General features: G+C 64.3%; 23 protein-coding genes. 14 read left to right on the top strand and 9 right to left on the bottom strand.

Going from position 1 to position 23,238, the window contains the following annotated elements; all coding sequences use genetic code 11:
• Positions 1-57: 57 nt before the first annotated feature.
• A complete protein-coding gene (locus BMX78_RS06025; RefSeq protein ID WP_091417678.1) occupies positions 58-1,470 on the bottom strand; it encodes an amino acid permease in 1,413 nt (470 codons plus the stop codon).
• A gap of 47 nt (positions 1,471-1,517) precedes the next feature.
• On the bottom strand, positions 1,518-2,615 hold the full coding sequence (hisC, locus tag BMX78_RS06020) for a histidinol-phosphate transaminase (protein ID WP_091417675.1): 1,098 nt from the start codon (positions 2,613-2,615) through the stop codon (positions 1,518-1,520).
• Positions 2,616-2,708: 93 nt separating this feature from the next.
• On the opposite strand from hisC, the gene BMX78_RS06015 reads away from it, so the two are divergent.
• Together BMX78_RS06015 and BMX78_RS06010 are read left to right on the top strand one after the other, a co-directional pair.
• Positions 2,709-3,239, top strand: coding sequence for an Lrp/AsnC family transcriptional regulator (locus tag BMX78_RS06015; protein ID WP_091417672.1), 531 nt, complete (start codon positions 2,709-2,711; stop codon positions 3,237-3,239).
• Between the two features lie 94 nt (positions 3,240-3,333).
• Positions 3,334-4,992 (top strand): thiamine pyrophosphate-binding protein, encoded by a 1,659-nt coding sequence (locus tag BMX78_RS06010; protein WP_091417633.1) that lies wholly within the window; start codon positions 3,334-3,336, stop codon positions 4,990-4,992.
• Between the two features lie 206 nt (positions 4,993-5,198).
• Here BMX78_RS06010 and BMX78_RS06005 read toward each other — a convergent pair whose 3' ends face one another.
• Both BMX78_RS06005 and BMX78_RS06000 read right to left on the bottom strand, forming a co-directional pair.
• Positions 5,199-5,972 carry a DUF6994 family protein gene (locus tag BMX78_RS06005; protein ID WP_091417630.1) on the bottom strand — a complete coding sequence of 258 codons (774 nt, stop codon included), beginning with the start codon at positions 5,970-5,972 and terminating at the stop codon, positions 5,199-5,201.
• A gap of 291 nt (positions 5,973-6,263) precedes the next feature.
• Positions 6,264-7,127 (bottom strand): DUF4839 domain-containing protein, encoded by an 864-nt coding sequence (locus BMX78_RS06000; RefSeq protein ID WP_091417627.1) that lies wholly within the window; start codon positions 7,125-7,127, stop codon positions 6,264-6,266.
• Positions 7,128-7,647: 520 nt separating this feature from the next.
• Here BMX78_RS06000 and BMX78_RS05990 point away from each other — a divergent pair.
• The 5 genes from BMX78_RS05990 to BMX78_RS05970 all read left to right on the top strand — a co-directional run bounded on the left by BMX78_RS05990 (position 7,648) and on the right by BMX78_RS05970 (position 11,975).
• Positions 7,648-8,544, top strand: a complete 897-nt coding sequence (locus tag BMX78_RS05990; RefSeq protein ID WP_091417624.1) for an RNA polymerase sigma-70 factor — start codon at positions 7,648-7,650, stop codon at positions 8,542-8,544.
• A 120-nt stretch (positions 8,545-8,664) separates the two neighbouring features.
• Entirely contained in the window at positions 8,665-9,420 is a 756-nt protein-coding gene (locus BMX78_RS05985) for an SDR family oxidoreductase (RefSeq protein WP_091417621.1), read from the top strand.
• Between the two features lie 45 nt (positions 9,421-9,465).
• Positions 9,466-10,209, top strand: coding sequence for an SDR family oxidoreductase (locus tag BMX78_RS05980; RefSeq protein ID WP_091417619.1), 744 nt, complete (start codon positions 9,466-9,468; stop codon positions 10,207-10,209).
• Between the two features lie 85 nt (positions 10,210-10,294).
• Positions 10,295-10,981, top strand: coding sequence for an alpha/beta fold hydrolase (locus BMX78_RS05975; protein WP_091417617.1), 687 nt, complete (start codon positions 10,295-10,297; stop codon positions 10,979-10,981).
• 97 nt (positions 10,982-11,078) lie between these two features.
• Positions 11,079-11,975: a 2-dehydropantoate 2-reductase gene (locus tag BMX78_RS05970; protein ID WP_091417615.1), complete on the top strand. Its 897-nt coding sequence runs from the start codon at positions 11,079-11,081 to the stop codon at positions 11,973-11,975.
• Positions 11,976-12,032: 57 nt separating this feature from the next.
• Here the strand turns inward: BMX78_RS05970 and BMX78_RS05965 are convergent, their stop codons facing one another.
• Positions 12,033-13,526, bottom strand: a complete 1,494-nt coding sequence (locus tag BMX78_RS05965) for an MFS transporter (protein ID WP_091417612.1) — start codon at positions 13,524-13,526, stop codon at positions 12,033-12,035.
• A gap of 321 nt (positions 13,527-13,847) precedes the next feature.
• On the opposite strand from BMX78_RS05965, the gene BMX78_RS05960 reads away from it, so the two are divergent.
• Entirely contained in the window at positions 13,848-14,567 is a 720-nt protein-coding gene (locus BMX78_RS05960; RefSeq protein ID WP_091417610.1) for a hypothetical protein, read from the top strand.
• 114 nt (positions 14,568-14,681) lie between these two features.
• Here the strand turns inward: BMX78_RS05960 and BMX78_RS05955 are convergent, their stop codons facing one another.
• Together BMX78_RS05955 and BMX78_RS05950 are read right to left on the bottom strand one after the other, a co-directional pair.
• Positions 14,682-15,149 carry a hypothetical protein gene (locus BMX78_RS05955; RefSeq protein ID WP_211482549.1) on the bottom strand — a complete coding sequence of 156 codons (468 nt, stop codon included), beginning with the start codon at positions 15,147-15,149 and terminating at the stop codon, positions 14,682-14,684.
• A gap of 82 nt (positions 15,150-15,231) precedes the next feature.
• Positions 15,232-15,993 (bottom strand): hypothetical protein, encoded by a 762-nt coding sequence (locus BMX78_RS05950; RefSeq protein WP_091417605.1) that lies wholly within the window; start codon positions 15,991-15,993, stop codon positions 15,232-15,234.
• A gap of 488 nt (positions 15,994-16,481) precedes the next feature.
• On the opposite strand from BMX78_RS05950, the gene BMX78_RS05945 reads away from it, so the two are divergent.
• The 3 genes from BMX78_RS05945 (at position 16,482) to BMX78_RS05935 (ending at position 19,623) form a co-directional block, all read left to right on the top strand.
• The gene (locus tag BMX78_RS05945) at positions 16,482-17,213 is read left to right on the top strand and encodes a response regulator transcription factor (RefSeq protein WP_091417602.1); all 732 of its coding nucleotides are present in this window, start codon (positions 16,482-16,484) and stop codon (positions 17,211-17,213) included.
• A gap of 153 nt (positions 17,214-17,366) precedes the next feature.
• Positions 17,367-18,584, top strand: coding sequence for a sensor histidine kinase (locus tag BMX78_RS05940; protein WP_170850701.1), 1,218 nt, complete (start codon positions 17,367-17,369; stop codon positions 18,582-18,584).
• A gap of 73 nt (positions 18,585-18,657) precedes the next feature.
• Positions 18,658-19,623, top strand: a complete 966-nt coding sequence (locus BMX78_RS05935) for a lipid kinase (RefSeq protein WP_502686274.1) — start codon at positions 18,658-18,660, stop codon at positions 19,621-19,623.
• A gap of 57 nt (positions 19,624-19,680) precedes the next feature.
• Here BMX78_RS05935 and BMX78_RS05930 read toward each other — a convergent pair whose 3' ends face one another.
• A complete protein-coding gene (locus tag BMX78_RS05930) occupies positions 19,681-20,010 on the bottom strand; it encodes a GYD domain-containing protein (RefSeq protein WP_091417596.1) in 330 nt (109 codons plus the stop codon).
• Positions 20,011-20,279: 269 nt separating this feature from the next.
• Here BMX78_RS05930 and BMX78_RS05925 point away from each other — a divergent pair, with 269 nt between their 5' ends.
• Positions 20,280-20,597, top strand: coding sequence for a hypothetical protein (locus BMX78_RS05925; RefSeq protein WP_091417594.1), 318 nt, complete (start codon positions 20,280-20,282; stop codon positions 20,595-20,597).
• Between the two features lie 80 nt (positions 20,598-20,677).
• On the opposite strand, the gene BMX78_RS05920 is transcribed toward BMX78_RS05925, so the two are convergent.
• Entirely contained in the window at positions 20,678-21,454 is a 777-nt protein-coding gene (locus BMX78_RS05920) for a type 1 glutamine amidotransferase domain-containing protein (protein ID WP_091417976.1), read from the bottom strand.
• Between the two features lie 183 nt (positions 21,455-21,637).
• Between BMX78_RS05920 and BMX78_RS05915 the strand changes: the two genes are divergently transcribed.
• Both BMX78_RS05915 and BMX78_RS05910 read left to right on the top strand, forming a co-directional pair.
• Positions 21,638-21,973 (top strand): YciI family protein, encoded by a 336-nt coding sequence (locus BMX78_RS05915; RefSeq protein ID WP_091417592.1) that lies wholly within the window; start codon positions 21,638-21,640, stop codon positions 21,971-21,973.
• Entirely contained in the window at positions 21,973-23,223 is a 1,251-nt protein-coding gene (locus tag BMX78_RS05910) for an RNA polymerase sigma factor (RefSeq protein ID WP_091417589.1), read from the top strand. The genes BMX78_RS05915 and BMX78_RS05910 overlap by 1 nt, the downstream gene beginning before the upstream one ends.
• The last annotated feature ends 15 nt before the right edge of the window (positions 23,224-23,238 follow it).

Here is a 23,238-nt window from a genome sequence, read left to right as displayed (position 1 = left end):
CTAAAACGGTCTTCCGTCCGGCTTTCTGTTCCTCGGGTATCGGGCCGCGCGCCCAACTCAGTCGATGAGCACCGGCTGCTTGTCATCATCCGAAGACTCAACCCGGCCCGAAACTTTCCGGTTCCGGTGGTTCAGCCAGTTCGCCACCGCCAACAGCGCAACGAGTCCGAAGGTGCTCAGGAGCTGGGGACGGGAGTCCTCCCCGATGAAGCCCACCGTGAAGATCGCGGCGAGGATGACCAACCCAACCACAGTGAGCCACGGGAAGCCGGGCATCCGCAGGGGAAGCTCCGTTCCCTCGCGGTCGGCGCGGAGGCGCAGCGCGAGCTGGGCCAGAAGCGCTGACGTCCACACCAACAGGCACGTCGAACCCACGATGTTGAGCAGGATGGGCAGCACCATCTCGGGGAATGCCAACTCCAGCACCACAGTGACAACGCCGAACGCGACGCTGGCCAGGACAGCAACCACCGGCACCCGGGCCTTGGACACCGAAGCGAGCAGGCGTGGCGCCTCGCCCCGCTCCGCCAGGGAGAATGCCATCCGGGAGGCACCGTAGAGGTTGGCGTTGAGGGCGGAGAGCAGTGCGGCGACGGCCACCAGCGTTATGGCGGTGGCTGCGCCGGGCATGCCGGCGGCGTCCAGCACTGCGGCGAACGGGCTCTTCAGCCCTGCTGAACCCACGGGAACTACGGCCGCGATCACGAAAATGGCACCGATGTAGAACACCAGGATGCGCCACAGCACCGTGCGGACCGCCTTCTTCACGCTGCGGGCCGGTTCTGCGGTCTCGGCTGCCGCCACGGACACAATCTCGGTCCCGCCGAACGCGAACGCCACCACAAACAGTGCGGTGGCAATCCCGGCGAAACCGCTGGGCGCGAAGCCGGCACCGGTGAAGTTGGCCAGGCCCGGCGACTGGACGCCCGGCAGCCAGCCGAAGAGCAGCGCAGCGCCCACCAGGAGGAATCCGACGATCGCCGCCACCTTGAGCAGCGCGAACCAGAACTCAAACTCGCCGAAGTTCTTCACGCTCGTCAGGTTCACGGCGGTCAGCACCACGATGAACACAAAGGCCATCAGCCATACCGGCAGGGCCGGGAAAATGGTGGCCAGCAGGCCTGCAGCACCGAGCGCTTCGGCCGCGATGACCACGACGAGCTGCAGCCACCACAGCCAGCCCACCGTGGCACCGGCCACCGGCCCGTAGGCCTTGGCGGTGTAGACGGAGAAGGCGCCGCTGTCCGGATTGGCGGCGGCCATCTCGCCGAACGCCCACATCACCAGGATGATGAGCGTGCCGGCCACGAGATAAGAGATCAGCACCGCCGGGCCGGCCGCCTGGATGCCCGCGCCGGAGCCGATGAAGAGGCCCGCGCCGATGGCACTTCCAAGCCCCATCATGGTGAGCTGACGGGGTTTGAGGGCCGCGCCGAGCGCGCGGGCAGACGCCTTTGTCTGTTGTTCCATGGGATTCCTCTAGTCAGTAGGTGGAACGGATTTGGGGGGTTAAAAGGTCAGGCTGCGTGGGCTGCCAGTATCTGGAGCACGCGGTCGTTGGCGGGGGCGTCAGCAACGGTGATCCGCACGCCGTCGCCCTGGTAGACCCGGACCATGATGCCGGCGCCGTCGAACGCCTCCACCAGCCGGCCCCGGAGGTCCTCATCGGCACGGATCCACAGGAAGTTGCCCTGGCTCGGCTGCAGTTTCCAGCCCTGCGCTTCCAGCTGCGCGGACATCCGTGCGCGCTCCTGCTTGACCGAAGAAACCCGCGCCTCCATCTCCTCCCCCGCGTCCAGTGATGCGACGGCAGCCTTCTGGGCCAGCGCGCTGACTGAGAAGGGAAGGGCGGTGCAGCGCAGTCCTTCGGCGATTGCCGGCGTCGCAATGGCATATCCCACGCGCAGGCCGGCGAGGCCGTAGGCCTTCGAGAAAGTGCGCAGGACGCAGACGTTCGGGTACCGGCGGTAAAGCGCCAGGGAATCGGGGCCGCTGCCGGCGTCGGCGTATTCCACGTAGGCCTCGTCGATCACCACCAGGACGCTGGACGGCACAGCCCGCAGGAAGGCTTCGACGCGGCGGTGGCTGATCGGCACGCCGGTGGGATTGTTGGGGGTGCAGAGCAGGATCACTTTGGTGCGGTCGGTGACGGCGGCGGCCATGGCGTCGAGGTCGTGGCCCTCGGCCTCGTCGAGTGGGATGCGGACCGGCCGGGCGCCTGCCAGCTCCACCAGGATGGGGTACGCCTCGAAGGAGCGCCACGCGAAAATGACCTCATCCCCGGCGTCGCACAGTCCGGTGATGATCTGCTGGAGGACGCCCACGCTTCCCGGTCCCACCGCAATCTCCCCGGCCGTGACGCCGAGGTGCCAGGCAAGCCGTTCGCGGAGTTCGACGGCGGCCATGTCCGGGTAGCGGTTCATGGCACCTGCCGCTCCTGCCACCGCAGCGATTGCTGCGGGCAGCGGCTCGTAGTGGCTTTCGTTGCTGGCGAGGGCTGCGATGTCCACGCCGGCGCTGCGCCGACCCGGGACGTAGGACGGGAGGCCGGTCACCGCATCGCGAAGGGTGGGGCGCGCGGCGGCCGGTGCCGATTGAAGCTGAGTGAGGGTCATGAGGACTGATCATGATTGTGACCCGGCGCACATTGCAAGATACCCTCAAGGCATTGGGACTTCTGCTCAACTTCTACTGCATGTGGTGAAAATATGACCATCGCTAACTCCCGCACCCTGGATTCGCTCGACGGCCGGATCATTCTGGCCCTGGACAAGGATCCCGAAGCCAGCGCCCTGGCACTCTCCCGGACGCTCGGCGTCGCCCGGAACACCGTCCATGCCCGGCTGTCGCGGCTCGAGCGCAGCGGCGCGCTCCGCTCCTTCAGCCGCAGGCTGGACCCCGCCGCGCTCGGCTACGACCTGATGGCCTTCCTCTCACTGGCCATCAGCCAGACGCGGGCGGGTGCAGTGGAGAACGGGCTCGCGGCCATCCCGGAGGTGATAGAGGTGCACGCCACCACCGGCGACGCGGACCTCATGGCCAAGGTAGTTGCGCGGAGCACGGCCGACCTCTACCGCATCACCAACCAGATCCTGGCCATCGACGGAATCCAGCGGACCAGCACCGCAATCTCCGTCGTAGAACTTATGCCGCCCCGGTACGACGGCCTCCTGAACCGGCTCTCGAAGCAGGAATCCCATCCATCGGATGAATTCGCGGGTGACGCAGGCCACAAGTAGGCATATTTTCAATTACTCCTGTTCCCGACTGCCAATAATCCCAGCCAAATCCAGCTCTATTGCTTATCCGCAAGCCGGCCCGCAGGATTCCTGCATGACTACTCTCACCGTCTCGGGCCGCGTGGCACAGGTTCTCAGCAGCTACCTCAGCGACGTCTTCGGCGTCATGGGCAACGGCAACGTCTACTTCCTGGACGCCGCCGAAAAGATGGGCCTGCGCTTCTCCGCCGTCCGGCATGAGGGCGCCGCCATCGCCGCGGCCGACGCCTACTACCGGACGTCCGGACGGCTCGCAGCGGGCACCACCACCTACGGCCCCGGCTACACCAACGCGCTCACCGCACTGGCCGAGGCTGTCCAGGCGCAGATCCCCGTCGTGCTCGTCACCGGGGACGCCCCGAGCAGCGGCGCCCGGCCGCAAGATGTGGACCAGGCGGCCATCGCCGCCGGCCTCGGCGCGGCCACCTTCACCGTCACCCGCGACGCCGCCGGCTCCATCACGCAACAGGCGGTGGAGTACGCACTCACCAAGCGCACCGCCGTCGTGATTGCCATTCCCTATGACCTTGCGTCACTTGAGGCTGCGGACGAGGAACTTCCGGCGCTGCTCGCGGCTCAGGTGGCGGACGACGTCGACCGCGGCCTTGCGCAGGCAGCCCGCCTGCTCGCCGGGGCCAGGCGCCCGCTGATCCTCGCCGGCCGCGGTGCGCACCTCGCCGGAGCCGGCCCGGAGCTCCGGGAACTCGCCGATCGGCTCGGCGCCCTGACCGCCGGAACCGCCCTGGCGCTCAACCTCCTCAACGGCGAGGGGTACCTCGGCGTCGCGGGCGGTTTCGGCACGGACACCGCGGCCGGGCTCATGGGCGAGGCCGACGTGGTGCTGGTGGCCGGGGCGAGCCTGAGCCCCTTCACCATGCGGTTCGGGCACCTGCTCGGCCCGGACAGCACCGTCATCCAGATCGACGCCGCGCTGCAGCCCACGAATCCCCGGGTGGACCTGTTCGTCAACGCAGACGCGAAGTCCGCCGCGGCACGTCTTCTTCACCTACTTGATGGCGCGGCTTCGGCTCAAGGTTGGCGCGCGGAAGCTTCTAAGCGTCTGGCTGCGGGACCGGGGCATCACCCGGGCTCGGACGAGACGCCGGACGGCCGGCTGGACCCGCGCTCCCTCGCGACGGCACTCGACGCCGTGCTGCCGGAGCGCCGCACGGTGGTCCAGGACGGTGGGCACTTCGTGGGCTGGGCACCGATGTACTGGAACATCCCGCGGCCGCAGGACCTGGTGATGGTGGGGACCGCGTTCCAGGCCATCGGGCTGGGCCTGGCCAGCGCGGTGGGGGCAGCCCGCGCGGTGGAGGACGGCCGCACCCTGGTGCTGGCCTCCGGCGACGGCGGATTCCTGATGGGCCTTGCCGACCTCGAATCACTCATCGGCGCGGCGAAGAGCGCCATCGTGGTGATCTACAACGATGCCGCCTACGGTGCGGAGATCCACCAGTACGGCTCGCAGGGCCTGACCGAAAAGCCGATGCTGATTCCTGAGGTGGACTTCAGCGGGATCGCCCGCGCTTTGGGCGCCGAGTCGGCGATCATCCGGTCCCTGGCGGACCTCTCGGCGCTCACGGACTGGATCGACGCCGGAGCTCAGGGCACCTTCGTGGCCGACTGCCGGATCACGTCCAGCGTCCGCGCGCCCTGGCTGAGTGAGTGGATGAACGCCAAGGAGGCAGCGAAAGCGGCGGTGGCTGGCTGAGCCCGGCGCATCCCTCGTGTGACTGGACCGAACGTCGGTTGCCTGGATCAAGGAGGATCGCGTGCGAACGGTGGCCAAGCGGCAAGAGTGGTCGCCGGGAGACCGAACATCAGGTTCAGCTACACGAGGCTTTTCCCCGAAGCGGTTTCTCATCCGCGGCCCATTCATACCTCAGATTTGTCGTCAGGGACTGGTGGGAACGATGTTTATCCCCGTCGGACCTCAATGTCGGGGTGGTTCTCCTCGACCCAGTCGGCCATCCGGTTGCCCCGCAGCGTTATGAATTTCAGCGATGCTTCCCGAACCCTGATGTACTCGTCCTTCGTGACCGGGACGCCGAGGCGCGTGAAGACCTTGTCCTCATCCTCATCGAGGAAGAAGTCAATCTTTCCCTCCGGCGTCACGAGATCCTGGAAGTGGAAGAACTCCACGAACTTCTCGAACGTGCAGAAGAGTTCGAAGAAGTCCCCATAGTTAGTGGTGACATCGTCGAGGGGGCTGCCTGGCTCCTTGGCGTAGTGGCGCCGGATGCATTCCAGAGTCAGGTCCATCCGGTCCGCAATCCGTATCCGCATTCCCCTGGCGGTGTTGAGGGTGGGCAGGTGTATTTTCCTGACGGGCCAGATCATGGCGCTGCCGATCGTGTACGGCGGGTTGAAATAGCGGCGCTTCTGCTCCTCACTCAACTCGGCCTTAGTCTCGACCAAGGCCCTGGGCTTTCCCCACCTGGTGTAGGAGTTCGTGATGGCGTCACTGCCGACCGTGAACCACTTGTCGGGCGTCTGCTCGAAAATCAGGTAGTTTTTCCGACGCACCTTCGGATCTTCCGAGACCGCCAGTTCGAACAGCTGCCCCTCGCCTAGCTCCTTCCTCCAGAGCAGCTGATGGTCAGCCTTGAGCCGCGGACTATGGGAGTCCGGGTCCTTTCCCGGAGGCGTGGTGTCGAGCAGGTAGTCGAAGGCAATGTCGAAGACGCGCATAGAAGGGAGTCTATGTGCCCGCGTATTGCGAACCGCGGAACCTACAGCCGTTTCGGCTCCCGAGACACGGGCAGCGGCGTGCCAGGAGACGGAGCCGGGGACACCGCTGTCGAAAGCTATTTGAGCCGACACTGCCCCTGAAAAAACGGGGCGCAACGGCGCGTTCAGATCCATTACGTCGGCGCAGGCAGGAACAGGCGCGCCCTGAACCCATGGACGTACTGCTTGGCCGGGCGGTGCGGGGCCGGCTCTCTGACTCCGACCGTGTCATTTTTCGTGAGGCCGATGGCTCTACCGAACTGTCGTGGAGACTGGAGTCAGAAAGAACAAGCAACCCTGGTTGGGCTTGTACTCGCCAACTTCAGCGACAAAGCGGAATTTATCGCCTTCGGTCACGTAGGACGGAACGCTACTGTCAGTGAACTTGAGGTCGAACATGTTCACGTTTGCGTATTTGAAGTTAGGGCCAACTGTGGTCTTTGGCCCCGCGTCTCCGGGACCGAGAAGGATCTCATACCGAGTCTTGTACTTCTCATATTGCTGCAAGTTGGTTATCGAGCCGTCGAACTCGATTTTTCGGTCGTGGTACTTGGTCGCGAAATCCGCAATCGAGGGACCGCAGGTGTCGGTGGTGGCCAGGAGTGCAGCGAATTCTTTGTTGTTCTCGGGTGTGATGACCTGATCGACTTCTTCAGCCCCATTGGGAGCAGGCGACGGGCCTGAGGTCTCAGTCGAATCGGTTGGCTTGGTAGCAACAGTGTCCGGAGTGATCACCTGACCGGTTTCTTCGGCCACCGTGGGAGCCGGCGATTGGGCTGGCGTCTCACTCAGGGCCACGGAGTCGGACGACTTAGCGTCGCCTTTTTCCTGTGCTGCAGAGACGCCAATGCCTACTGCCGCTATTAGCAGGAGAATGGTCATTCCTGCGACGATCGCACGTTGCTTGGCGGGCTCCAGTCGCCGGAAGACGACCCACGCCTTCGACAAAGGTGTCTCTGGCTTTACACGCCGGAATTTCAGTGTGGTCCGAAGCGTCCCATGGGTCTGGTCGACAAGTTCCCAGCTGCCTTCCTTCTGCTCCTTAGCGATGGAACGGCTCTCAAAACCGCGCACGGCCTGAACAGACTTGTATTCGTATTTGATGTCGTTCGACATGCCGCCCCAACCCCTTGAATGAAGTACCTCGGGTCTAATAGAGGCTCGCCATCATTAGGATCCCACCGCGCTGTTCGCAGTTGGCTCGATCAGCATAAGACGTGATCCCGTCCTCTACGAATTGGGACTCGGACAGACGGATGAATTGAAAATCCTGCCACCTCCTGCACTCGCTCTACAGTTCACAGCGAAATCTCCGCGGCCCGGTCACCGGCAGCCAGCCTAGGGGTCAGCCTCGACAACCCCCATCGGGTCCACCTGCACGCTCCGCCCCACCGTCACCGGCGGCGCCTGCAGACACTGCCACACACACGCTGTTCTCGATCGCCCGAGTCTCGTTCAGCGCCAGCCACTGCTCCGCCTTGTGCTCACCAGGCAACCAGGAGCAGCACACCAGCAGGACCTGCGCGCCGTCGTCGCCCAAAACCTTGCCAGCTAGGAGCTGCAGCTGTGGGCGAGGCGGAGTAGCCCCGGAATTTCATCGCGAGGGTCAGATCCTCGCAGCAGTAATATTGGGCGCATGGATGCCGACGCCGGGTCAACGGACGAATTGGAAACGGCATCAACAATTTTCGCCGAGGTCCGTCCTCGATTGTTCGGGATCGCCTACCGCATGCTCGGCAGTGTCAGCGAGGCGGAGGACGTCGTCCAGGAGACGTGGGTTCGATGGCAGACCTGCGACCGCAGCCTGGTCCGGCATGCGCCGGCGTTCCTGGCGACCACCGCCACCCGGCTAGCCATCAATGTTGGGCAGTCGGCACGTGTCCGTCGTGAGACGTATGTGGGTCCCTGGCTGCCCGAGCCTGTGGACACCAGCGCCGACCCTGAACTGGGCGCCTTGCACGGTGAAGCGCTCGAGTTTGCGGTGTTGCTGATACTGGAAAAGCTGTCGCCGACCGAGCGGGCGGCGTACGTGCTGCGGCAGGCGTTCGACTACCCGTATGAGCAGATCGCTGAGGTCATCCAGCAGACCGAAGGGAATGCCCGCCAGCTGGTCAGCCGCGCCCGCAAACGCCTTGCCGAAGAGAAACGCGCCGAGGTGAGCGTGAGTGAGCAACGGCAACTGCTGGAGGCATTCCTGGCTGCGGCCCGGACCGGAAACCTGGCTGCGCTGGAGGCACTGTTCGCCGCCGACGTGGTCAGTTACTCCGACGGCGGCGGCAAGGTCCGGGCTTCCAAGTTCCCTGTTGTGGGACGGGAACGGGTGGCGAAGTACTACCAGGCTTTCGCGTCGCGTTTCTGGCTTGGCGTGGATACCCAGCCGTTCATGGCCAACGGCCGGCCCTCGGCACGGCTGGTCCAGGACGGGGTGGTGTTTGCGGTGGTGACGCTCACGGCGTCTGCCGATGGTATTGATCGGCTGTTGTGGACGATGAATCCAGACAAACTCTCCGGCGTGACGAGGGCCGGCGCCTGACCTGCCGGCCTTACAGCGCATTTTTCCAAAGCCTGTCACAGATTGATCCGGTACCCGGTCATAGCTGGTGGAAGGAATGCCACTGCATTCCGCTCAGCCATTATCGGAGGGAAGATCATCATGAAGATCGTTGTAATCGGCGGCACTGGGCTGATCGGCAAGCAGGTTGTGGAGATCCTCAGCAGTCAGGGCCATGAGGCGAAAGCGGCGTCCCCTTCCACCGGGGTCGACTCCGTGACCGGCCAGGGATTGGATGAGGCGATGGTCGGGGCGGACGTCGTTGTCGACTTGACGAACACCGCCGATTTCGATGAGAAGGTAGTGGTTCCCTTCTTCTCCACCTCATCCCGCAACCTTCTCGCGGCCGAAAAAAGGGCCGGCGTGCGGCATCACGTGGCTCTGTCCGTTGTGGGAACTGACCGCATCGGCGTCGGCTACTTCGCCGGAAAGACTGCACAGGAGAAGGCAGTTAGGGAAGGCGGAGTCCCGTACACCATTCTGCGGGCCACCCAATTCTTCGAGTTCATCCCGCTCATCGCCGACGCCGGAACACGCGACGGGTCGGTCTACGTGACAAATCACCTGATGCAGCCGATGGCCGCCGCCGACGTTGCCCGCATCGTGGCGGAAACGGCCGTCTCGCCCGCAATTGACGGCGTCCTTGAAATGGCGGGCCCTGAGCGCGCCGGACTTGATGAATTCGTAGGTCGGGTTCTCGCGGCCCGCAATGATTCGCGCCCAGTAGTCACTGATCCCCAAGCCGGCTACTTCGGCATACCGATCGAAGAAACCAGCATCGTTCCCCTGGGTGAATCCCGCATTGGGGACATCACCCTCAAGGACTGGCTGAACTCAACGTCCCAGCACGGCCTGTAGCTCGATGTCACCGCATCCCCTCACAAACTTATCGAAAGGAAGATCATGAAGATCGTAGTTATCGGCGGTACTGGCCTGATTGGCTCGAAACTCGTCAGCAAGCTCCGCGAACGCGGACACGAAGCCGTGGCCGCCTCCCCTGACTCAGGGGTGAACACGCTCACCGGCGAGGGCCTCGCGGACGTGCTGCAGGGAGCGGACACTCTAGTCGATGTGTCGAACTCGCCCTCGTTTGAAGATGCGGCCGTGCTGGATTTCTTTACCACCTCCACCCGCAACCAGCTCGCCGCGGAGAAGGAGGCCGGTGTCGGGCACCATGTCGCCCTGTCGGTGGTGGGCACGGAGCGCCTGGCCGAGAGTGGCTACTTCCGGGCGAAAATCGCCCAGGAGAAGCTCATCAAGGAATCAGGCGTCCCGTATTCGATTGTTCACGCGACGCAGTTTTTCGAGTTCGTGAAAAGCATCGCCCAGGCCGCGACCGAGGGAAACACTGTTCGGCTGTCACCCGCCCTGATCCAGCCCATGGCCGCAGAGGACGTGGCCACCGCTGTTGCACGCACCGCCGTCGGAAGTCCACAAAACGCCACCGTTGAGGTGGCCGGGCCCGAGCAGTTCGGTCTCGATGAGCTCATCCGCAGGGGCCTCAGCTTCCGTGGCGACCCCCGCGAGGTTGTCACTGACCGTACCGCACGCTACTTCAACGCAATGCTTCAGGACGGCGAACTGCTTCCCGGAGGCGAAGCGACCATTTACAACACACGCTTCGAAGAATGGCTGAACCAGCAGTAGCCGGACCGTGCAGGGTGTCCTTCACAGCGGCCTCTGGAGGACACCCTGCTCCCACTTTTCCCTGCCCTCAGGCGAGAATGAGCAGATGGAATCAGCAGTGAGTACCTTCGTCCTGATCCCAGGTGCAGGTGGCGCGGCCTGGTACTGGAGCCGTGTGGTCCCCCTGCTTCAAAGAGCCGGCCATGAAGCATTCGCCGTCGACCTGCCAGGCGACGACGAAAGCGCCGGTCTGCCCGAATACACGAACCTGGTTCTCGAGGCGATCGGTGAGCGCCAGGATGTGGTGCTCGTCGCTCAGTCGTTGGGCGCCTTCCCAGCGCCGCTGGTTTGTAACCGGGCGGCTGTTCGAGAGCTTATCCTCGTCAATGCCATGATCCCCGTCCCGGGCGAGACTCCCGGTGCATGGTGGGAGAACACCGGGTGGGCTGTGGCGCAGCGAAGCGCGGCGGAAGCCCACGGCTACAGTACCGAGTTCGACGTCGGCACCTACTTCCTGCACGACGTCCCGCCGGACGTCGCCGCCGAAGGAGAAAAGCATCAACGCTCCGAGGCAAATGCAGTCTTCGAATCAGTGTGCAATTTCGACGAATGGCCCAAAATTCCAATCCGAATACTCGCCGGAGAGGCAGATCGGTTCTTTCCGATCGACTTCCAGAGACGAGTCGCCCGCGAACGCCTCGGGCTGGAGCCGGACGTCGTCCCCGGTGGCCACCTCCTGGCACTGGCCAACCCGGAGACCGTGGCCAACTACCTGATCCAAGACCTGCCCTAAGCAGCACGCCGCCTTACCCTGAATGGGGCCCATCGGCTATTCCCGGCTCCTTTGCCCGGGCAACATTCTTCGAAAATTACCGGAAAGGTAACCACACATGCGGATACTCGTCGTCGGAGCCGGAGCAACAGGCGGGGCGTTCGGAACGCTCCTGCAGGAGGCAGCACGGGATGTCACGTACCTGGTGCGGCCACGCAAGCAGGAGGTCCTCAGCCGCGACGGATTACGCTTCGTCTCCCCCGCCGGTGACCGGACACACGCAGTGAAAACCATTACCGCCCCCGACGCGTCAGGGGCGTTCGATCTGATCCTCATAACCGTCAAAGCCACGGCCTTCGACGGCGTCGTGAGTGAAATCGGCGCTTTCGTGGGGCCGGAAACCGCCATCATTCCGATCCTTAATGGCATGGCCCACGTGGACCGGCTGGAGCAGCAGTACCCGGGGCAGGTGCTCGGCGGCCTGGCGCGGATTGTCGCCACGCTCGACGGCGATGTGGTCCGCCAGCAGGTGCCCCTCACCTCCCTCATGGTGGGCGGGCTGAACGGAAACCCTGTCCCTCCGGAGGTTTCCGAAGCTCTGAACGTGCCCGCCGTCGATTTCTCGGTAGTGGACGACGTAAGGGGCGCCCTGTGGGACAAATGGGCCTTCATCGCCGCCGCAGGGATTGTCAATTGCCTGTTCCGGGCGCCGGTGGGACGGATCATCGAGGCCGGCGGGCAGTCCAGGATCCTGAAGGCCATCAGTGAAACCGAAGCGGTGGCGGCCGCGGCGGGACATCCAGTTTCCGACGCCGCTCATGCACAGGCGGTGGGCATACTCACCGAGCCGGGCTCTGCATTCACTTCTTCCCTCTACCGGGATCTCAGCGCGGGGCTCCCTTCCGAAGCTGAACACATACTCGGCGACCTCGCCCGCAGGGCCCGCGGCCTCAACGTTCCCACGCCGCTGCTGGACCTCACCCTCATCCAGGTCAGGGCCGGCCTGCAGCTCTGAGCCATCGGCGACGGCGGCACTCACGCAAGTCCCGCCGTCGTACGTCCCTGCTCTACATCACCTTCCGGGCCGTCCTTTGTGCGAATCCCGGGCGATCTCCAAACTCTCGAACGGCAGCGAGTCCAGGTCCAGCAGCGGGTTGTTGTCCTGCGTCTCCACCAGCTTCCGGGCGGCTTCCTCCGAATCCACACTGGGCATCGACCCGGGCAGGTTCCGCCCGGCCGATTCGGGCAGGAACCGGATGGCCACGGCGGCCACCACGGCCACGGCCATGAGGTAGTACGCAATCGCCATATCGTCCCCGGTCAGCTCAATGAGGGCCGCGATGATGAACGGGGCAGTTCCGCCGAAGATGGCAACTGCCAGGTTGTAGGCGATTCCCATGGCTGAATAGCGGTGCTCGGTGGGAAACAGGGCAGGCAGCGCCGAGGCGAGGTTCGGCACCGAAAACGCCACCGGGAAGGCAATCAGGGCCAGGCCGAGCAATGTCATTGGAAGGCTGCCCACCGCTATCGCCAGGAACGCGGGAACCGCGAACACCACCGTGCTGAACGCCCCGATCCACAGCACCCTGCGGCGGCCGATCCGGTCCGAGAGAAGCCCGGTGAACGGGATGCACAGTGCCATGGCCACCAGGACCGGGAGGGTCAGCAGCGTCCCCTGGACCTCGTCGTACCCCTTGTTGCTGGACAAATACGTGGGCATGTAGGACGTCAGGGCGTAGGCAACCGTATTGGCAGCCGCCGCCAGGATCATGGCCAGCACCAGAGGCCGCCAGTGCGCCTTCACAATGCCCAACGGTCCCATGGGACGAATCTCTTCGGCGCCGGGACGCTTGGCCGCCGCGGCTTCGGCTTCCTGCGTGGCTTTGAAGGCTGACGACTCCTCGATCTTCATCCGGAAGTAGACGGCGACGATACCCAGCGGACCGGCCACCAGGAACGGGATCCGCCAGCCCCACTCCCCCATCTGCTCCTGGCCAAGGGTCAGCTGAAGGGCGGACACCACCGCCCCACCCGCCGCAAAACCGAGGTAGCTGCCCATGTCCAGGAAGCTGACGTAGAAGCCCCGGCGCCGGTCCGGCGCGTGTTCGCACACAAAGGTGGTGGCTCCCGAGTACTCGCCGCCGGTGGAAAAGCCCTGCACCAGCTTGGTGGCCACCAGCAGCACCGCCGCCCAGAGGCCCAGCACCTCGTAGCCCGGCAGCAGGCCGACGGCGAACGTTGCCGCCGCCATCAGCATCAGCGTCATGGCCAGGACCTTTTGGCGGCCGATCTTGTCCCCCAGCCAGCCAAAGAAGATCCCGCCCAGGGGCCGGGCGATAAACGTGGCGGCGAACGTCCCCAGCAGGAACAGGTTCTGCACTGCCTTGTCCGCCTCGGGCAGGAACACCGGCCCCATGGTGGTGATGAGGTAGCCGAACACCCCGACGTCGTACCACTCCATGGTGTTTCCGACGATGGTCCCGCCCAGCGCCTTCCGCAGCGTCCGGTGGTTCACCACGTTGACGTCGGACACCCGCAGCCGCCGCTGCCCGTTGCGTTCTGTCATGGCCCGCTCGCCGCCTCAGTCTTGGGGCTGGGCATGTGCCGTGGTTCTTCCGGCCCGCCTGGCCGGCAGGAGCCCAACACCTTCGATCATCCTGCGACTGCCGCGCGGTGGCAACAGTGAAAGCAGGAGGTGGCCGAGGGTGAAAGGGCATCTAGGAAGAAGAACCAGGTCGGATGGGTAGATCAATTTCCTCAAGGTACGCCGAGGTTTCGCCAAGGATCGCGCACCACGCATCCAGCTGCCCACACACTAGTAGGAAAGGAACAAACAGCGCCGTTTCGCTGCGCACCACAGTTACGACCAGAGTTCTTTGGGGGAACGATGAGCAATGAATACCAACTCGCCGACGGCTCGCCACGCTATGGGCACAGGACCGAGCCAACGGCACGCGAGCAGACAGCGCTGGCAGTCACTGCATCCATCGAAGAAGCAGCAGGTGGCGCTGCAAAACTAAGCCTGGATGCTTTGGCGGCCGCCATGGATCGCCGGCTGAGAAGCGCCTGGGCTGACAAACCAGATCCGGCGGTGGAAGCGCTGCGGGACGACAACCCGGAGGAACTGGCCGCCGCGCGGGCCCTCGTGCGGATCCACCTCGGTTCGCAGCGGGAATGGCGTATCAAAGCACAAGCTGTCCGGGACACAGAGTTGGCCGGAACGATGGCCCGGCGCAGGGCTGCGGGCAGTGCCCGGGAGATCATGGCACTTCGATTAGGTCTAATGGCTGCGTTGGTTGCCCTGCCCACGTTCGTCGTGGTCACAAGCCCGGATGACATCCTTAAGCTCCTCATCGTCGGAGCCCTTTGCATCGCAGCCGCTCTGGCAGGCGGGCACTTACTTACTTCCCGTGCCCGTGTGCCGGTCATGCCCAACATCCGTGGCACCTGGTTGAACGAGCTCCGCGAAGACGTCGTCAACGCGACCCTCGTGGCCATCCTGCAGAACAAGGGGACTCTGGTGGATCCTCCCACTGCAGCGGCTGCCCGCCGTGGCTGGGAAAGCATGCAAGTTGCCTCCGGAGCCGTTGACCTACTGCATTCCTAACGCCGGTTCGTCCCGCCGTTGGAGTCCAGTTGCGCCCCAAGGTGACCCCGCCGCATGTTGCCAGCGACCGCCGTCGTACTTTACGACGGCGGTCCACCGGCCGGGTGCCCTGTCTCAGCGATCAACATGCAGTAGCAGGATCTGTTCGCGCAGCTTGCCCTGCACCGCGTAAATATTCCTCAGCCGTACCGCCGAGAATGCAAACACCGCAACCCCCAATGTTGCGGTGGCCACGGCACAGCAGAGGAAGAAGAGACCCCCTGCCGGATCGCGGAGAACACCATAGACGTCGATCAGGATGACCACCGCTGTCACTGCCGGCAAGGCGTGGAGGGCCAGCGAATACGTCTCCCGCTTTTGTGCGAGTTCGTCCCGCCAGTCACCGAACAGACTGGCCAGTGGCAGGACTCGGCAACGGATGGCGTATTTCAGCTGGTCCTGATACCCCTCCGGCATGGCGTCGGGCATCGTTCGGCCCGGCAGTGGCTTCAATGCCGGAAGGAGTCCTGCAAAGAGAACCACCGTGGAGGACAAATGGTCCATGTAGGTGGTGCCTGGATAAAGATCCAGGCACAGGACCATGCTGCAGGGCAGAAGAGTGACGAAACATGCTGCGGGAAACCATGGCAGCCTGCTACCGGGTTCGCTTGCCATGTCACACAAGCTAGCTGGTGACCGGATTCGCCGGCTTGACGGCACTCCGGACCCGGGGGCGGATCCGGGCGAAGCCCCAGCGCAGGCTGACCACCGCCATCCACAGCACCACCACCAGGAACGGCCAGAGGAAGAAGTCCTCGTTGGCGGGAAGTCCGGTTGCGGCGAGCACGGCAATGCTCGTGGCGCCGATCGCCATGCCGGCCCAACTCAGCACCCGTCCCAGCGCGCCGGTCACCATCGCTGCCGCAGATGCGAACAGGGCAAACACTCCCAGCGGCAGTAGTTGCACCAGGTGTCCGGCTCCATCAAGGTCTATGAGCGCCCGGGCCAGCTCCGGTGAGATGTCATGCCGAAGGACGAACACGGCAATCACTATGGACATGGAGACGAGATACGCCATGATCGCGGCGATCCCTCCAACGAGCGCGGTGGTTGCCAGCCAGCCGGCGTCCCGCAACCGCGAGTACAGGTAGCCAACGAATACTATGAAGGCCAACTGAGCGAGGACCAACACAGCAAACGCCGCGTGCGACCACGGGTTCTCGGCGATTCTCTGCTGCTCATCCAGAATCAGCTGTCCGGGCGATTCCACACGGGTGGAAGCCTCACCCACCAAGGCGCTGCCAACGTTGGCCAACAGTACGAAGGCGGCGCCGCTGAAGGCTCCGACCCTGTCCATGGCGGTGATGGCGCCGCTTGCCGCCGGCTGTCCCGAGCCTTTGCGGCCGCCGGATTCAATGTCCTGTGCTGGGTCTGGACGCGTTTTCATAATGATTCCTTTCACTTGCTGGTGGTGCCACGGATCTTTAGGGCCTCATCTTTGGGTGAGGCGGCGAAACTTCCAGAGTTCCGGTGAGCCTTCCAGCGGCGTGTCCGTATGGTCCTGCTGATGTGGGATGTCGCAGCCAGTTGGTGCTGGAGGTACTGTGCTTTCCTGTGTGCCCTCGGGGGGAGCTGTCGCAATGAGGCCGAGGCTGAGGAGGATGGTGATGGTCAGCCGAGCTGTTCGTGGTCTGGATTTGTGGGCCATGGTGCTCCTTGGCTTTTCTCGTCCATGAACGTCGACTTCACGGAGTTGATAGCCATCAGTGTTGATCGCGGAAGCGATGTGCCGCGTCGACCCCCGGTAGCCATTCCGGCGTACATCCACAGTGGATGCGGCGCGGTCAACAGCTACATCCCGTGGCGTAGGAATCCTCCGCCCGCCAGATCCACCTGACCGTGGCTTTTCAGTTCGCGGATGGATAGTGTCCATTCATGGATGGCACACGAAGCGGTGGGCCCGTGCCGGCCGGTGAAGCCAAGCACCGCCTTCGTGTGGTCCTCATTGACGACGAAGCCCTGATCAGGGCCGGCCTCGCCCTGCTGCTGGAGTCGGAGCCGGACATCGAGGTGGTTGGGGAGGCTGGCGACGGCCGCGCCGGCGTCGAAGTGGTGGCAGGGCTGCAGCCCGACGTTGTGGTGATGGATATTCGGATGCCTGTGATGGACGGCGTCGCCGCCACGCGGGTCCTCACATCCGAAGAGTTCAATGCCCGCCGCACGGAAGCAATACCGGTGCTCATCCTGACCACGTTCAACGAGGATGAAGCCGTCCACGCCGCCCTCCGTGCAGGCGCCTCCGGCTTCATCCTTAAGAACTCGGCGCCACGCATCCTGGCCTCCGCCATCCGTGCCCTTGCCGAGGGAGCAGGCTGGCTTGACCCCAATATCACTCGCAAGCTCCTTGAGGAATTCTCGAACAGGCCGGAACCGTACCTTCCCGGCCACGCCGAGCTGGATCAGCTGACACGGCGCGAACGGGAAGTGCTCGCCGCGATTGCCACCGGAATGAACAACACCCAGATCGCAGGCAAGCTTTTCCTGAGCGAGGCCACTGTGAAAACGCACGTGCACCGCATCCTCATGAAACTCGGAGTAGCAGACCGGGCGCAGGCTGTGGCAGCGGCGTACCGGTCGGGCCTGGTCAAGCCGGACGGTACTGCTTAGGCACTCGGCCTGGGAGAGGCTGCGGAACATCCCCTGAACCCGCAGGTGTACGTCACTGCCATACCGGGGATGGATGACGTCCGGTACGAGCGGGCGCAGACTAGGGATGGGGACAAGGCCGTTGTCCCACGGCCCCCGGTTGTGAGGTGGGTAATGATCCGAGAACTTCTGCCGATCAAGGCGGCCAACCATAGCCCGGCGCGGTTCACGGGGGCACTCGGCTTTACCAGGTCTGATCTTGCCGTGGTGCTGGTAGCCTTCGTCGTTGAGCTGTCGGCTTTTATTCCGGCCGCTTCTGGCTCGCTGTCAGGAGCCATGGCCGTGGCAGCTGTTGTTTACGTAGCATCAGGTTTCATCGCGCTCCGTTGGAGGCACCGCGCCCCTCTCATGGTGTTCGCCGTGCTTTTGCTGCATCAATCACTCTTCGTGGTGTTCTTCACTCCGAACTATTTCAATTTCTCAGACCTCTTCCACGTTCCTTACATGCCGGTCATGGCTGTCCTGGTTGCGTTGGCCGCGGTAGCATCGGACCGGCCGCTGCCGTACTCCGTGCCTGCCTTCGTGGCCGCGGTTGCCCTTCCCGTCCTTATTTCGTCGCGGGGCACACCCTTTGACGATGCCTGGTTCATCTTTACCGGAGTCATGTGGATGGGAGGAGCTTGGGCTTTTGGCCGCTTTGTGGCCCGGAACCGGCAACGGATCAGCGCCCTTGAAGAAGAGCAGCGCAAGGCTGAACTGGCCGTAGCGCAGGAGCGTGCCCATATCGCCGCGGAGCTGCATGACATCGTCTCCCATGCCGTCACCGTGATGATGCTGCACGCGGCCGGCGGGCGCAGGGTTATTAATTCCGATCCTCAACGGGCCGCCCAGGCCCTGGAGGTGATCGAGTCCGTTGGCACGGAGGCGACGCAGGAACTCGGCCGCCTCCTGAGGCTGCTGAAGCCACCCGGTAAGAACTCAGACGAAGAACAGCAAACCCCGCTCCCCACCCTGGGCGATATCCATTCGCTGATCGAGCCTGTCCGTTCAGGAGGAGTGCAGGTGGACGTGAGGGCATCCGGGGAAGCTGGCAGGCTTGATCCCAGCGTGGGCCATGCTGCGTACCGTGTTGTGCAGGAGTCGCTGACGAATATCTCCAAGCACGCCGGATCAGGAACGACTGCACTCATCGATGTTCGATGGGAGCCGCGGACGCTGACCCTCAACATCTCCGATGACGGTGGAGGCACGCCCGAAGGCCATCCGGATGGTGCATCAGGCTATGGGCTCCTGGGGCTCAAAGAGCGGGTGGAAGTGGCCGGGGGAAGCATCGAATGGGGGCCCAGAGATCGAGGGTTCTTCCTGAGTGCCCATCTTCCCTCGTCGCCTTAGTAGAACCGCCTTGCCTTGGAACATCGGGGACAAAGCCCCACCCCCGGAGGAATTCACAGGTCAACCGCCTAACATGGCCAACATGAAGGCTGCCCGGGACGCTCGCTCTGCCGCCGTGGTGATCAACGCCGGATCACGCCGAGGGGCGGCACACGAACTTGCCGTGGACGCCATGCGGAAGGCAGGCGTGCCCATCTCATCGGTACATCCTGTGCACTCCGGGGCGGACCTGGCCGGAACGCTTGACCGGGTGCTTGCGGACGGGCACGACCTGGTGGTTGTGGGCGGCGGCGACGGGACTGTGTCCTACGCCGCCGGCCGGGTTGCCGGCACCAACACTGTGCTGGGTGTTCTTCCGCTGGGCACCGCCAACGACTTCGCCCGCACGCTGGAGATACCGGGCAATCTTTCCCAGGCCTGCGCTGCCCTGGCCGACGGGAAGGTGGTGGACGTCGACCTCGGCCGCGCCAACGGTGAGCCCTTCCTCAACGTCGCCTCCGTGGGTCTGTCGGTGGCTGTGACGGAAGCCCTCAGCCCCCGCCTGAAGCGGTACATCGGCCCATTGGCGTACAGCATCGCCACGTTATCGGCTTATGCCCGGCACAAGTCGTTCCGGGCCCGCCTCGAATTCCCCGAGGGTGACCATGAGCCGATGGAGCTCGAGGACCTGCTGCAGGTGGCCGTGGGCAACGGCAGGCATTACGGCGGCGGCAACACGGTCTCCCCCACGGCCGGGATCGACGACCACACCCTGGACATCTATGCCATCGTGGCCGGGCCGCTCCGGGAACACGTGAGCATCGCGCGGCTGCTCAAGGACGGAAGCTTCATCAAACACGACCGCGTGCACCACGTGACCAGCCGGGCTGTGCGGCTGGTCACCGACCCGGCGCTGCCCGTGAACCTCGACGGCGAGATTGCGGCCGTGACGCCCACCGACTTCACCATCCAGCGCAACGCCGTCCACGTCGTGGTGCCCCAGGGCAGCACCAGCGCGCTGTTCGACGGACCGGGCGCGGAGAACTGGCCGCCCCTCTAAAAGCTCAGGTGACGGCCCGCCGTCGTACATTACGACGGCGGCCCGTCACCCAGGTGCCTAACTCCCCTGCTGTCCCGGGGCCCGGTAGGACGGGGTCTTCTTGGCGGCTTCGTCGAGGTCTTCCACGGTCAGGAGCGGCTTCAGGCGGACGTTGACGTTTCCTGTCGAGTTGATCAGCAGCGACAGTGCTGCGGCACTCGCATCATCCGGGACCTCAAAAACGCCCAGGACGTCGTAGTAGCCAAAGGCGTAGTAGAAGCTTTCCAGCGTTCCGCCTACAGACTTGAGGGCCTCCGCCAGCGCGTCACGCCGCTTGGTGCCGCCCTCCTGCATCAGCCCCTTGACGCCCGGGCCCACGTACGTTCCTTCAAAAAGATACTTCGGCATAATCTTTCCCTCCTGGTGGCCCCAATACGCAGAACCTATTCCTCCGGCTACAGGCAGTCAATATGCGCCGGATACCTAATGACACCGCCGTTGGGGCGATGTGAGGAGGGTGGCTGGAACTGCGCCGCCGGCGTGGCTTCAGGCCCTCCGACTGGCACGAGCCGGGAGGCGCCGCAGCGGCAAAAGTAGGGGCATTTCTCCCCTTTGCACCGCCCGGCACCGGGACTAGCCTGATCCGCACCAGCGTCCACCGCAGCGAAGGAGCCGTCATGGCCGGGTTTGTGCAGATCATCGAATTCAAGACCTCCCGCATCGAGGAGATCGAAGCGCTGGGCGGTCCCTCAACAACCGAGGGAAGCCGTCCAGCCACGTTCCGCCGCATTATTGCCACGGCGGACAGGGACCACCCGGGAACCTATTTCACCATCGTCGAATTCGATTCCTTCGAAACGGCCATGGAGAACTCCGGGCGCCCGGAAACGTCAGAGTTCGCTGCCAAAATGGCGGCGCTGTGCGACGGCCCGGTGACCTTCCACAATCTGGACGTTATCCGGGAGGACACCGGAGAAGGTGCGGGCAACGGCTAGCAGCAGGACACGGCTCCTGTAACTGCGACGGCCACCCTCTCAGTCAGGGTGGCCGCCAGTTTCAGTCCTCGCTGCCGGGGTTAGTGCTCTGCTTCCGCCGCAGCCTTCCTGGCGCTTTTTTCGGCGTCTTTTTCGGCGCGCAGGGCTTCTGTCTCGTGCCGTTCCTCGGCTTTTTCCTGGTGGATGACCTCGGCGAAGAGCTTCTCCATCTCCTTGGCCACCCCGGCAGCCGACGCCGGGTTCTGGCCGGTCACCAGCCTGTCGTCAACCACCACCTGTTCCTCAAAGACGTCTGCGGAGACGTGGGTGGCACCCTGCTCCTCCAACCGGTCCGCCAGGAAGAACGGGATGACTTTGTCCTTCCCTGCGGCAACCTCCTCGTCATTGGTGAAGGCGGCAACCTTCCGGCCCTCGACGAGTCGCAGCCCGTTCTCAAGTTCCACGTTCAGCAGGCCGGCCGGTCCGTGGCAGACCGCCCCCACCAGGCCGCCGTTGTTGTAGACCCTGGCCACGAGGTTCTGCAGGCCTTCGCTGTCCGGGAAGTCCCACATGGTGCCGTGGCCGCCCACGAGGTAGACGGCGTCGTACTGGTCCGGATCAACCACGTCCACGCGGGCGGTGTTGTACAGGCCGGCGCGGGTGGTCTCATCCTCCGTGAAGGCGACCTGGATGGGATCTTTCGAGTCCACCTCGTCACGCGGGGGCTGGCCGCCCTGGATGGACGCAAAGTCGACGAAATGCCCGGAGTCCTTGAAGACCTTCCAGGGATGTGCAGCCTCGGCCACGTTGTAGCCGGTCTTCTCTCCTGTATCGCCGATCTCGGAAACGCTGGTTAGTACCATGAGGATTTTCTTCATGAAGTGCTCCTTTTCGTCCATCTCCCACCCTACGCCCAGCCCAAAGCCTGGATTAGGCAGAGAATATTCGCGGGAGCCTTCCCAAGAATTGCTGCCGGCAATCGTCGATCCGGGCTCCTCCCGCGCGTCGGATATGTAGGGCCGCAAAGGACGGCCTTACAGATAACAGATGAGGGGATAACAATGTCCAAGTATTTGATCCTGATCTTCCAGGACGAGGCAGTTGCCAGACAAGCGGAGGGCGAGTCCATCAGCCCCGGCTACCAGGAGTTTATGCAGCGCCGGAACGGGTCCCTGCTCAGTGGGGCCGCACTGCACCCGGCCTCGACGGCAACGTCAATCCGGCGCGATGGATCTGGTGGATTCTCCGTAACGGACGGTCCCTTCGCCGAGTCGAAGGAGGTGCTGGGCGGCTACTTCCTGATTGAGGCAGCCGACCTCGACGAGGCGCTGGAGATCGCCAAGGAGGTTCCCGCCGGCGTCGGGGTAGAGGTCCGGCCCGTCCGGGTGGTCAGCTGATGTCCCCGGCCGCCAGCTCGGAAGTTGCTGCCGCGGTGGCGGACGCACACCGCAGGGAGTGGGCCTTCGTGCTGGCGGCCACCGTCCGCGTCACCGGCGATATCGACACGGCCGAAGAAGCGGTCCAGGACGCCTACGCCAGTGCCTTGTCCACGTGGGGTCCGCGTGGCATCCCGAAGAACCCAGGAGCGTGGCTCACCGTGGCCGCGCGGCGGCGGGCCCTGGACATGCACCGCCGCGCCGCCACTGAGCGGCGGGCGCTTCCCAAGCTCCTGGCCCCTGGGGACTTCGGGCAAGGCGAGCCGGATCGGGATGGCGGTGTGCCCGATGACCGGCTGCGGTTGATCTTCACCTGCTCCCACCCTGCCCTCGCCCCGGAAGCCCAGGTGGCGCTGACGCTGCGGCTGCTCTGCGGGCTGTCCACGGCCGATGTGGCGCGTGCATTCCTCGTACCGGAGCCCACGATGGCGGCCCGGATTACCCGGGCGAAAAAGAAGATCGCGGCTGCCCGGATCCCCTACCGCATTCCGGCGGCGTCAGAACTCCGGGAACGCCTGGACGGCGTCCTGTCTGTTGTCTACCTGGTGTACACAACCGGGCATACTGCGCCTGTGGGCGGGAGCCTGATGCGCCGGGACCTGGCGGAACGGGGGCACGAGCTCGCCCGGATGCTTCGCGTCCTGCTGCCCGACAATGGCGACATTGCCGGGCTCCTTGCGCTGATCCTGCTCACCGATGCCCGCAGTGCCGCCAGGCTGGACGAACATCGGGAGATGGTGCTGATGGAGCACCAGGACCGATCGAAGTGGGACCAATCAGCCATCACTGAAGGACTTGCTCTCCTGCGCGAGGCTTTGAGTCTCCGTCCGCCGAGCCGTTTCGCCCTTCTGGCGGCCATTGCCGCGGTCCACGATGAAAGCACGTCGTGGTCCGGGACGGACTGGCAGGAAATCTTCGGCCTGTACAACCTGCTCCTGGAAAAGTGGCCATCCCCCGTCGTCAGGCTTAACCGGGCGATCGCCCTCGGCTTCGCGGTAGGCTACGCCGAAGGCCTGGCTGAGCTGGACGCGCTGGGAACCGAACCCATGCTGGCCCGCTACCCGTACCTTGCCGCCGCGCGGGCCGACTTCCTGGTCCGCCTGGGCCGGTTCGAGGAGGCACGCGGCGCTTTCGAGGAGGCACTGATCCTGACGGAAAACGACACCGAACGGCGCTTCCTCCAGGCCCGGCTTAGCGGACTGGCGGGTTGATTGTCCTCTTGACGT

The sequence above is a fragment of the Arthrobacter sp. OV608 genome (genome assembly GCA_900110595.1).
Classification (GTDB): domain Bacteria; phylum Actinomycetota; class Actinomycetes; order Actinomycetales; family Micrococcaceae; genus Arthrobacter.
Note: the sequence above shows the minus strand (reverse complement) of the source record. Positions and strands in the feature narration are given on the sequence as shown.